Source organism: Microbacterium sp. UBA3394, assembly GCF_002358725.1.
GTDB lineage: Bacteria > Actinomycetota > Actinomycetes > Actinomycetales > Microbacteriaceae > Microbacterium > Microbacterium luteum.
The window spans coordinates 1-10,083 of sequence record NZ_DEPK01000035.1 but is presented as its reverse complement, the minus strand read 5'-3'; the positions used below and the strand labels follow the sequence as shown (position 1 = coordinate 10,083).

Sequence of the window (10,083 nt, the reverse complement as noted above, 5' to 3'; positions counted from 1 at the left end):
GCCGGTTTCCTCGTGCGGCAGGCGGCGGCAGAGGATCCGATGATGCCCCTGGACCTGTTCCGTGCGCGCAACTTCTGGGCCGGCAACCTCGCGACCGCGTTCGTCTACGCCGCGCTCTCGCTCAACGGCTTCGTCGTCGGCGTCTACCTGCAGCAGGGAGCCGGGCTGTCGGCGACCCTCGCCGGGCTCGCGACCCTCCCCATCACGATCCTCATGATCCTCTTCAGCTCGCGTGTCGGCGATCTCGCCGGCCGGTTCGGCCCGCGCCTGTTCATGACCGTCGGGCCGATCGTGATGGCCGCGGGCGCCCTGCTGCTGCTGTCCGTCGGCGAACCGTTCGACTACTGGACCCAGGTGCTCCCCGGGGTGATCGCCTTCGGTCTCGGTCTCACCCTCACGGTGTCGCCGCTCACCTCGGCGATCCTCGGCGCGATCGACACGTCGAGATCGGGTATCGCATCGGCGGTGAACAACGCCATCTCACGGGTCGCCGGACTCATCGTGATCGCGATGCTCGCCACCATCGTCGGCGGTGCCCTCGATCTCGACGGCTTCCACCGCGCTGCCGTCGTGACGGCCGCTCTCCTCGCGGTCGGCGGCGCGGTCTCCTTCGCCGGCATCCGCAACCGGCTCCCGGCCCGCTCCGACGTAGGCTGAGCACATGACCACCTACACCGAGCGTCAGCTCGCCGCGACCATCGACCACGCCATCCTCAAGCCCGAACTGACGCGGGCCGAGGTCGACGCCGAACTCGACATCGCCGCCGAATGGAAGGTCTTCAGCGTCTGCGTGCGTCCCTCGGACATCCCGCACGCCGTCGCGCGCCTGACGGGGACCGGGGTCGCCGTCGGCACGGTGATCGGCTTCCCCCACGGCACCACCTCGACCGCGACGAAGGTCGCCGAGGTGACCCGGGCTCTCGCCGACGGAGCGGTCGAGCTCGATATGGTGCTCAACATCGGATGGCTGCGTTCCGGCATGGACGCCGACGTGCAGGCCGACATCCGTGCGGTGGTCGAGGCAGCTGAGGGCCACGTCGTCAAGGTGATCTTCGAGACCTCCTACCTCGACGACGAGCAGATCATCCGCGCGTGCCGCCTCAGCGAGGCCGCGGGAGCCGACTTCGTGAAGACGTCCACCGGATTCGCCGGCGGAGGCGCCACGGTCGCGCACATCCGGCTCATGCGCGACAGCGTCGGGGACAGCGTGCAGGTGAAGGCCTCCGGCGGAGTGCGCGGCCTCGACGCGGCCGTCGCGATGCTCGACGCCGGCGCCACGCGCCTGGGCACCTCCGCGGCGGCGACCATCCTCGGCGCCGCCCGCGCGCACGATGCCGGCGAGACGCCTGCCGGCGGAGTCGACGAGTCCTCCTACTGACGCGCGAGCCGCTCGGGCGTCAGGTGCCGCGCGTGAGGAGCGTCGCCCGCGTGCGGGCGACGTCGTCGGCCATCTGCGCCATCAGCGGCTCGATGCCGCTGAAGGCCACCATCCCGCGCAGCCGCTCCACGAAGCGGATCTCCACGGTGTGTCCATACAGATCGAGATCGGTCTCATCGAGCACATAGGCCTCCACCTGGCGGACGAGGACATCGCCGAACGTCGGATTCGTGCCGATGCTGATGGCGGCGGGATAGCGGGTGCGGGCGTGAGGCGCCGCACCCGAACCGGTCGGCTCGCCCTCATCGACGAGCCATCCGGCGTAGACCCCCTCGGCGGGAACGAGGCCATCGCCGTCGGCGGAGAGGTTCGCGGTGGGGTACCCGAGATCGCGCCCCCGCTTCAGCCCGTGCACGACCTCGCCGCGCACCGCGTGAGGCCGACCGAGGAGCCGTGCGGCCGTGGCCACATCCCCCTCGGCGAGCAGGTCGCGCACCCACGTCGACGACACGCGGCGGCCGTCGACCGCGCAGACGTCCTCGACGACATGCACGTCGAACCCGAGCTCGGTTCCGAGTGCGCGCAGCGTCTCCGGGTCGCCGGCACCGGCGCGGCCGAAGCGGAAGTCCTGCCCGACGAGAACCGTGCGCACGGCCAGGGCGTCGACGAGAACGTGCTCGACGAAGTCGCGGGGATCCAGGGCGGCGAGCTGCTCGTCGAACGTGAGCACGAGGGTCGCGTCCACACCCGCGTCGGCGAGGAGCCGCACTTTCTGGGTCGTGCTCGCCAGCGCGTCCGGGCACGATTCGGGTCGCAGGACCGCGAGCGGATTGCGGTCGAAGGTGACCGCGACCACACGGGCACCGGTCGCGGCAGCATCGACGCGCGCGCGATCGATCACCGCGCGATGACCGGAGTGCACGCCGTCGAACTTGCCGATGGCGACGACCGACGGTCCGTAGCCCTCCGGAACCTCGTCGGGATGACGCCACACCGTCACGGGGCCACCGAAGCGGGATGCGGCTCCGCGGTGACGCGGGCGCGGTGCGTCCACAGCCACCAGAGTCCGAGGAACGGCAGCACGAGCGGCACGAGGAGGTATCCCCCGCCGAACCAGGACCACACCGTCGGGTGGGCGAAGAGGTCGGGGAGCACGAAGCTCAGCGTTCCGACGATCAGGACACCGGCGAGCTCGAAGCCGATGGCCACCCAGGCGATGCGGTACCAGATCGCGGAGGCCGAGAACACCAGGGCCAGTGTCGCGAGGATGTAGACGACGGCGGCCAGAGCCGACAGAGAATACGCCAGCGGTGCCTCGTCGAAGCGCTGGACGATCTGGACGAAACTGCGGCCGGTCGCGGCGAGGGCCATGATCGCGTACACGATCACGAGCACCCGACCGATGCCGGTCATACGGGGGCGGGACGGGGGTGTGGACATCGCACCTCGATTCTAGGCCTCGCGCGAGCGGGCCGCGTCACGCGATCTGGACGGCCCAGATCACCTGCATGCGGTAGACCATGATCGCCACCGCGAGCGCGGCGACACCGAGGACGACCGTGCTCCACCGGCTCCGCTCCAGCAGAGCCCACAGCACCGCCGCCGGCGGAACGAGCGCCGCGCTGACGAGATAGACCCAGAACTCGAGCAGGCTCCCGGTCGGCGGGTTGCCGGCGAACGGGGCGATGATCGCGATCACGATCTGGGCGAGAAGCAGCAGCTCGACCAGCGCGAGCGAGCCCACGGTGAGGTCGCTCGGGCGGCGTCCGGCGAGGCCGAGCACGATGCACAGGGCACCCGCGACGACGGCGACGGCGACCTGGACGTAGGTGAACCACTCGATCACGCCCCGGCCTCCTCGGGCATGTTCATCTCGCTCCGCAGATCGTCGCCGCGCGGACGCACGACCCCCACGAAGGTCCCGTCCGGCGCGATCGCCGCGGCGCGCGGGGCATCGATCGTCGCGGCAAGACCGTGCAGCCGCTTGCCGTGTCGCAGGTCACGGGCCTGGTCGGCGGTGACCTCGAGCCGCGGCAGCACCGCGCACGCCGCCGCGGCGACCGGCATCATCCGCGCCGCATCGAGGTCATCGAGCGCCGCGGCATCGACGACGTCGAACGATCCGACGCGTGTGCGCCGCAGCGCCGTCAGATGACCGCCCACGCCCAGCGAGGCGCCGAGATCGCGCGCGAGCGCCCGGATGTAGGTCCCGCTGGAGCAGTCCACGACGACGTCGAGGTCGAGGATGTCGCCTTCGCGCCGCTCGGCCATCACGTCGAAGCGCGACACCGTGACCTCTCGAGCGGCGAGCTCGACATCCTCGCCCGCCCGCGCGAGGTCATACGCACGGCGCCCGTCGACCTTGATCGCCGACACACGACTGGGGATCTGCGAGATGTCTCCTCGAAGGTGCGAGATGGCGTCCGCCACGGCGTCGGATGACACGTCGGAGGCGTCGATCCGGCCGGTCACCTGGCCGTCCGCGTCGTCGGTGTCGGTCGCCACCCCGAGCCGGATGGTCGCGCGATACGTCTTGTCCTGGCCGACGACGAAGGTGAGCAGGCGGGTGGCCGCTTCAACGCCCAGCACGAGCAGGCCCGTCGCCATGGGATCGAGGGTCCCCGCATGGCCGATCTTCCGCGTTCCGAGTGCGCGCCGCGCACGCGCGACGACGTCGTGGCTCGTGGGGCCGCCCGGCTTGTCGACGAGCAGGATGCCGGGGGCGGGACGCATCCTCCCAGCCTACGTGGCCCGGCCCGCCCGCCCCGTGCGCGGCATCGGATCGTACGCTGGAGGGATGCCCCGCAGCGCCGAGATCGCCACGCCGCTGAACGCCTGGTTCGCCGACAACGCGCGCGATCTCCCCTGGCGACACCCGGGCTTCGGCGCCTGGGGCGTGCTCGTGAGCGAATTCATGCTGCAGCAGACACCCGTGAACCGGGTGATCCCGCTGCTCGAGGCGTGGCTGCGACGCTGGCCCACGCCCGCGGCTCTGGCCGCTTCTCCCCCGGCCGACGCCGTCCGGCAGTGGGCCAACCTCGGCTACCCGCGCCGCGCCCTGTGGCTGCATCGCGCCGCCGTGGAGATCACGGAGCGCCACGGCGGCATCGTTCCCCGTTCGGTCGAGGATCTCCTCGCACTCACCGGAATCGGGGACTACACGGCCCGCGCCGTCGCCGTGTTCGCCTACGGCGACCGCCATCCGGTCGTCGACACGAACACCCGGCGGGTGATCGCGCGGATCATCGACGGTCAGGCTCACCCTGGCGCGCCGCATCGTCGCGACCTCGCGGCGATGGAGGCGCTCATGCCGTCAGACGACGGCGCCGCCGCATGCTTCAACGCCGCCGCGATGGAGCTGGGTGCGCTGGTGTGCACCGCGCGATCACCGCGATGCGGGTCGTGCCCCGTCTCCGCCGAGTGCGCCTGGCGGGCGGCCGGATACCCCGACACCGGCGACACCCGCAAGAAGCAGGCGAAGTACGAAGGAAGCGACCGACAGGCGCGCGGCGCGATCCTCGCCGCGCTGCGGGAGATCGAGGTGCATCAGGTCTCCGCCGAGGAGGTCATCCCCGCGTGGCCGGACCCGGTCCAGCGCGATCGCGCGATCGACTCCCTCGTGGCCGATGGGCTCATCGAGGCGGTCGACGGGATGCTCCGACTGCCGCGCTGAAACGCGACGCGCTCATTCCTCGTCGTCGTCGCGGACCTTCTTGTAGGGGTCCGCCTCGCCGGCGAAGCTCGCCGTTCCAGCGATCCCGGCCACGGCCTCATCCCGCTCACGCGCCTCGCGCAGAAGCTCCTCGATGTGGCCGGCGTTCTCGGGAATCCCGTCCGGGATGAACTCCAGGGTCGGCACGAGGCGGGCGCTGAGCTTGCGTCCCACCTCACTGCGGAGCATCCCGGTGGCTGCGCGCAGTGCTTCAGCCGACGACGCCTGCTCCTTCTCGTCTCCGAGCACCGTGTAGAACACCGACGCGTGCTGGAGATCTCCGGTCACCCGCACATCGGTGATGGTGACGAAGCCGAGCCGCGGGTCGCGCAGCCCCTTCTCGAGACGTTCGGCGATGAGGACGCGGATCCGGTCCGCCAGTCGCGCCTGTCGTTCGTTTCCCATAGTCACTCTTTCTCCTCATCGCCGACGGCTGTCTTCGCGGCCGCGAGGAGGCTGCCTTCCCGAGAGCGAGCATCGGGGTGCCCGCGAAGCGGGCGGGGTCCCCGCTCTGCGAGCGAAGGGAAGGCAGCCTCCGGAGCAGCAAATGGTCAGCCGCGCGGCTTCTCCACCATTTCGGTCGTCTCGATCTCGTCGCCGATCTGGATGTCGTTGTACTTGCCGAGGCCGATACCGCATTCGTAGTCGGTGCGGACCTCGGTGACATCGTCCTTGAAGCGGCGCAGCGACTCGATGGCCAGGCCATCGGCGATGACGACGCCTTCGCGGATGATGCGGGCCTTGGCGTTGCGCGTGATGGTGCCGCTTCGCACGATCGCTCCGGCGATGTTGCCGAACTTCGACGAGCGGAACACCTCGCGGATCTCCGCGACACCCGACTGCACCTCTTCGAACTCCGGCTTGAGCAGGCCCTTGAGCGACTGCTCGACGTCGTCGATCGCGTTGTAGATGACCGAGTAGAAGCGGATGTCCACACCCTCGCGCGCGGCGCGCTCACGAGCCTTGGCATCGGGGCGCACGTTGAAGCCGATCACGATCGCGTTGTCGATCGTGGCCAGGTTCACGTCGGACTCGGTGACGGCACCCACACCGCGGTGGATGATCCGCAGCTGCACCGACTCGTCGACCTCGATCTTCAGCAGCGACTCCTCGAGCGCCTCCACGGCACCGGAGACGTCGCCCTTGATGATGAGGTTGAGCGAGGTGACCTTGCCCTCCTCGAGAGCGCGGGTGAAGTCCTCGAGCGAGATGCGCTTGCGGGCCTTGGCCAGCTGGGCGTTGCGCTCGGCGGCTTCGCGCTTCTCAGCGATCTGGCGCGCGGTGCGGTCCTCTTCGGTCACGATGAACACGTCGCCCGCACGGGGCACCGAGTTCAGACCCTGCACCTGGACCGGCCGCGACGGAGCGGCCTCCGCGACCTGCTCGCCGTTCTCGTCGATCATGGCGCGCACGCGGCCGTAGGCGGTGCCGGCGACGATGGCGTCTCCGACCCGGAGGGTTCCGGACTGGATCAGCACCGTCGCGACCGAACCGCGACCCTTGTCGAGCTTGGCCTCGATCGCGACACCGCGGGCGTCCTTGTTCGGGTTCGCACGCAGGTCGAGACCCGCGTCGGCGGTGAGCAGCACCGCATCCAGAAGGTCCTGGATGCCCGTGCCCTGCCGGGCCGAGACGTCGACGAACATCACGTCGCCGCCGTACTCCTCCGCGACGAGACCGTACTCGGTGAGCTGCTGGCGCACCCGGCCCGGGTTCGCGTCGGGCTTGTCGACCTTGTTGACGGCCACGACGATCGGAACCTCGGCGGCCTGGGCGTGGTTGAGCGCCTCCACCGTCTGGGGCATGATGCCGTCGTCGGCGGCGACCACGAGGATCGCGAGGTCGGTCACCTGCGCACCACGGGCACGCATGGCGGTGAAGGCCTCGTGACCCGGGGTGTCGATGAAGGTGATCGCGCGCTCGATCTCTTCGTGCTCGGTCCACACCTGATAGGCGCCGATGTGCTGCGTGATGCCGCCGGCCTCGCCCTCGGTGACGTTCGTCTCACGGATCGCGTCGAGAAGGCGCGTCTTACCGTGGTCGACGTGGCCCATGACGGTCACGACGGGCGGACGGATCTCGAGCTGGTCGTCGTCCTCTTCCGCGAGCTCCTGCTCGAGGTCGAGGCCGAAGCCCTCGAGGAGCTCCTTGTCCTCGTCCTCGGGCGAGACCATCTGGATCTTGTAGCCGAGCTCATCGCCGAGCACCTCGAAGGTGGCCTCGTCGAGCGACTCCGTCGCGGTGGCCATCTCGCCCAGGTTGAACAGGATGGTCACCAGGGTCGACGGCTGCACCGAGTAGCCGGCGAGCTGCTCGATCTTGTCCGCGAAGTCGGAGATCGATGCGCCGCGGCGCATGCGGATGATCTCGCCGTTGCCCTTGCGGACGTTGACGCCGCCGACCTGCGGCGCATCCCTCATCTCGAATTCTTGACGCTTCGCCCGACGCGACTTGCGCTGCTTCGACTTGCCGCCGCCCTTGCCGAAGGCACCGGCTGTGCCGCCGCCGCGGCCACGGCCGCCACCGCCGGGCCGACCGGCGAAACCGCCGCCGGGCCGACCGGCGAAACCGCCACCGGCACCGCCGCCGCCACCGGGCCGACCGGCGCCGCCGGGACGCTGCTGGAAGGGGGCACCGCCGCGGCCGCCACCGGGACGACCGGCGCCGCCCGGACGCGGGGCGCCGGGACGCGGCGAACCGGGACGCGGGGCCTGCGGACGCGGGATGTTGCCGGGGTTGGGGCGCTGCCCCATGCCCTGCGACGACGCGAACGGGTTGTTTCCGGGACGCGGGCCCGCGGGACGCTGGCCCATGCCCTGCGACGACGCGAACGGGTTGTTGCCCGGACGGGGAGAGCCACCGGAACGCTGATTGCCGCCGGGACGCTGGGTGCCGCCGGGACGGGGAGCCTGCGGCGTCGAACCGCCGGGGGCGGGCTTGGGTCCGGGGCGCGAAGCGGGTGCGTCCGCGGAGGGCTTCGGCGCCGGTGCACCCGGCTTCGGAGTGCTCGCGGCGGGCGCCGCTGCGGCTGCCGGCGTCGCGGCTCCCGGCTTCGGGGCCGCACCGGGCTTGGGTGCCGCACCCGGCTTCGGGGCGGTCGCGCCGGGTCGCGCGGACCCGGGCTTCGGCGCGCCGGCGGCGGGCTTGGCGTCAGCCGACCCGCCCTCAGAGGCGAGGGCTGCGCGAAGCTTCCGGGCGACCGGGGGCTCGATCGTCGATGAGGGGCTCTTGACGAACTCGCCGAGCTCCTTGAGCTTGGCGAGGGCCACCTTGCTGTCGACGCCGAGCTCGGAAGCGATCTCGTGTACGCGTGGTTTTGCCACAATTCTCCTGTCTGGGGTCCACCCAGGCAGGGCAGACCGTTAGTCGCGGACGGGTCTCATTTCGAGCCGTTCACTTTGTTTCCATAGCCGTTCAGCCGTTTCTCGATGGTCTGCGCGTCAAGTGGTCCTGACACACGCAATGCACGCACGAAAGCACGTCGCCGCAGAGCGGCTGTCATGCACTCGGGTGTCGGATGGACCCACGCGCCTCTTCCCGGCATCGAGGCGCGGTCGTCGGGGACGAGCCGGTCATCGATGGCGACCACCCGAAGGAGAGTGGACCGGGAAGCACGCGTGCGACAACCGACGCACGTTCGTACGGGTTCCATCCTACACCTCGGCGCCCGAGACGTTTCCCACGACGGCGAGCGCCGGGGTTCGCACGGAGATTTCGATACGCCCGCTCCGCCCGCTACTCGAGGATCGAATCGGGTTGGATGTCGATCTTCGCACCCGTGAGCTTGGCGGCCAGTCGAGCGTTCTGCCCTTCCTTGCCGATCGCGAGCGACAGCTGATAGTCGGGCACGAGGGCCCGCACGGCCTTGTTGCTCGCGTCCAGGACGAAGCTCGAGGTGACCTTGGCCGGCGACAGGGCGTTGGCCACGAACGTCGGCAGGTCGGCGTGGTAGTCGACGATGTCGATCTTCTCGCCGGCGAGCTCCTCGGTCACCGCGCGCACGCGACGGCCGAGCTCCCCGATGCAGGCGCCCTTGGCGTTGATCGCCGGATCGTTCGCCTTGACGGCGATCTTCGACCGGTGTCCGGCCTCCCGGGCCAGCGAGACGATCTCGACCAGACCGGCGGGGATCTCGGGCACCTCCATCGCGAAGAGCTTGCGCACGAGGCCCGGGTGCGTGCGGGAGACGGTGATCGAAGGCCCCTTCGTCCCCTTGGAGACGCTGGTGACGTAGACCCGGATGCGAGAGCCGTGCGTGTACTCCTCGCCCGGCACCTGCTCCTCCGGCGGCAGGATCGCCTCGACGGTTCCGAGATCGACGTGGATCATGCGCGGATTCGGACCCTGCTGGATCACGCCGGCGACGATGTCGCCCTCCTTGCCGCGGAATTCTCCGAGCACGGCGTCATCCGCGATGTCGCGCAGGCGCTGACTGATCACCTGCTTGGCGGCGAAGGCGGCGATGCGCCCGAAGTTGTCGGGAGTGGTCTCCTCCTCGCCGATCACGGCGCCGGAGTCATCCTGCAGGGGCACGAAGATGGCCACGTGCCCGGTCTTTCGGTCCAGCTGCGCACGAGCTCCGTCAGGGACCTCTCCGGACGGCGAACTGTGCTTCGCGTACGCGGTGAGGATCGCCTGTTCGATAATGCGCACCAGCTCGTCGAAGGGGATCTCCTTCTCGCGCTCGACCGTCCGCAGCAGACCCAGATCGATGTCCACGTCGACCTCCCTATTCAGCTCTCACGCCGTCGCGGCGTGGCCGACGGCATCCCGTATACGTTACCCGATCACCCCGGAGGCGATCCGCTCAGCCGGGGAGCGCTCCGGCCACGCAGTCGTCACGCGCGGGTTCGCGCAGCTCGAACCGGTCCTTCGTCCAGCGCACGAGCACCGGCAGCAGCGCGGACCGCGGCTGCATCACGTTCAGGTGCTCGTACCCCTCGTACTCGAGGAAGCGCACGTGCTCCCCCTGCTCGCAGAGGTCGGCGACGAA

The 10,083-nt window shown here is 70.2% G+C and carries 12 protein-coding genes; 3 read left to right on the top strand and 9 right to left on the bottom strand.

Annotated elements, in window-relative coordinates; translation table 11 throughout:
• A partial coding sequence (locus tag B4E30_RS02055) for an MFS transporter (protein WP_286793273.1) occupies positions 1-657 on the top strand: 657 nt, incomplete at its 5' end.
• A gap of 4 nt (positions 658-661) precedes the next feature.
• Entirely contained in the window at positions 662-1,378 is a 717-nt protein-coding gene (deoC, locus tag B4E30_RS02050) for a deoxyribose-phosphate aldolase (protein ID WP_286793272.1), read from the top strand.
• A gap of 19 nt (positions 1,379-1,397) precedes the next feature.
• Here the strand turns inward: deoC and B4E30_RS02045 are convergent, their stop codons facing one another.
• From B4E30_RS02045 to truB, 4 genes are read right to left on the bottom strand one after another with little or no spacing between them, the layout of a single operon-like run.
• The gene (locus tag B4E30_RS02045) at positions 1,398-2,378 is read right to left on the bottom strand and encodes a bifunctional riboflavin kinase/FAD synthetase (RefSeq protein WP_194385527.1); all 981 of its coding nucleotides are present in this window, start codon (positions 2,376-2,378) and stop codon (positions 1,398-1,400) included.
• Positions 2,375-2,818 carry a hypothetical protein gene (locus B4E30_RS02040; RefSeq protein WP_228480772.1) on the bottom strand — a complete coding sequence of 148 codons (444 nt, stop codon included), beginning with the start codon at positions 2,816-2,818 and terminating at the stop codon, positions 2,375-2,377. Before B4E30_RS02040 ends, B4E30_RS02045 begins: the two co-directional genes overlap by 4 nt.
• Before the next feature lie 37 nt (positions 2,819-2,855).
• Positions 2,856-3,224 (bottom strand): hypothetical protein, encoded by a 369-nt coding sequence (locus tag B4E30_RS02035; RefSeq protein WP_286793271.1) that lies wholly within the window; start codon positions 3,222-3,224, stop codon positions 2,856-2,858.
• Complete coding sequence (gene truB, locus B4E30_RS02030; RefSeq protein WP_286793270.1) at positions 3,221-4,111, bottom strand: tRNA pseudouridine(55) synthase TruB; 891 nt, start codon at positions 4,109-4,111, stop codon at positions 3,221-3,223. Before truB ends, B4E30_RS02035 begins: the two co-directional genes overlap by 4 nt.
• 64 nt (positions 4,112-4,175) lie before the next feature.
• Here truB and B4E30_RS02025 point away from each other — a divergent pair, with 64 nt between their 5' ends.
• Positions 4,176-5,051, top strand: a complete 876-nt coding sequence (locus B4E30_RS02025; protein ID WP_194383411.1) for an A/G-specific adenine glycosylase — start codon at positions 4,176-4,178, stop codon at positions 5,049-5,051.
• Positions 5,052-5,063: 12 nt separating this feature from the next.
• Here the strand turns inward: B4E30_RS02025 and rbfA are convergent, their stop codons facing one another.
• The 5 genes from rbfA to B4E30_RS02000 all read right to left on the bottom strand — a co-directional run.
• Positions 5,064-5,495 carry a 30S ribosome-binding factor RbfA gene (gene rbfA, locus B4E30_RS02020; RefSeq protein ID WP_194383412.1) on the bottom strand — a complete coding sequence of 144 codons (432 nt, stop codon included), beginning with the start codon at positions 5,493-5,495 and terminating at the stop codon, positions 5,064-5,066.
• Between the two features lie 146 nt (positions 5,496-5,641).
• The gene (infB, locus tag B4E30_RS02015) at positions 5,642-8,413 is read right to left on the bottom strand and encodes a translation initiation factor IF-2 (RefSeq protein WP_194383413.1); all 2,772 of its coding nucleotides are present in this window, start codon (positions 8,411-8,413) and stop codon (positions 5,642-5,644) included.
• Between the two features lie 56 nt (positions 8,414-8,469).
• Complete coding sequence (locus tag B4E30_RS02010) at positions 8,470-8,742, bottom strand: YlxR family protein (RefSeq protein WP_194383414.1); 273 nt, start codon at positions 8,740-8,742, stop codon at positions 8,470-8,472.
• An 83-nt stretch (positions 8,743-8,825) separates the two neighbouring features.
• On the bottom strand, positions 8,826-9,809 hold the full coding sequence (nusA, locus tag B4E30_RS02005; protein ID WP_194383415.1) for a transcription termination factor NusA: 984 nt from the start codon (positions 9,807-9,809) through the stop codon (positions 8,826-8,828).
• An 88-nt stretch (positions 9,810-9,897) separates the two neighbouring features.
• Positions 9,898-10,083 (bottom strand): hypothetical protein (locus tag B4E30_RS02000; RefSeq protein ID WP_286793269.1); only part of this gene is annotated, 186 nt, incomplete at its 5' end.

What these genes read in the sequence shown, in the direction of transcription:
- deoC (WP_286793272.1), top strand. Translation starts at nt 662, where the DNA reads ATGACCACCTACACCGAGCGTCAGCTCGCCGCGACCATCGACCACGCC.
- B4E30_RS02040 (WP_228480772.1), bottom strand. Translation starts at nt 2,818, where the DNA reads ATGTCCACACCCCCGTCCCGCCCCCGTATGACCGGCATCGGTCGGGTG.
- truB (WP_286793270.1), bottom strand. Translation starts at nt 4,111, where the DNA reads ATGCGTCCCGCCCCCGGCATCCTGCTCGTCGACAAGCCGGGCGGCCCC.
- B4E30_RS02025 (WP_194383411.1), top strand. Translation starts at nt 4,176, where the DNA reads ATGCCCCGCAGCGCCGAGATCGCCACGCCGCTGAACGCCTGGTTCGCC.
- rbfA (WP_194383412.1), bottom strand. Translation starts at nt 5,495, where the DNA reads ATGGGAAACGAACGACAGGCGCGACTGGCGGACCGGATCCGCGTCCTC.
- B4E30_RS02010 (WP_194383414.1), bottom strand. Translation starts at nt 8,742, where the DNA reads ATGGAACCCGTACGAACGTGCGTCGGTTGTCGCACGCGTGCTTCCCGG.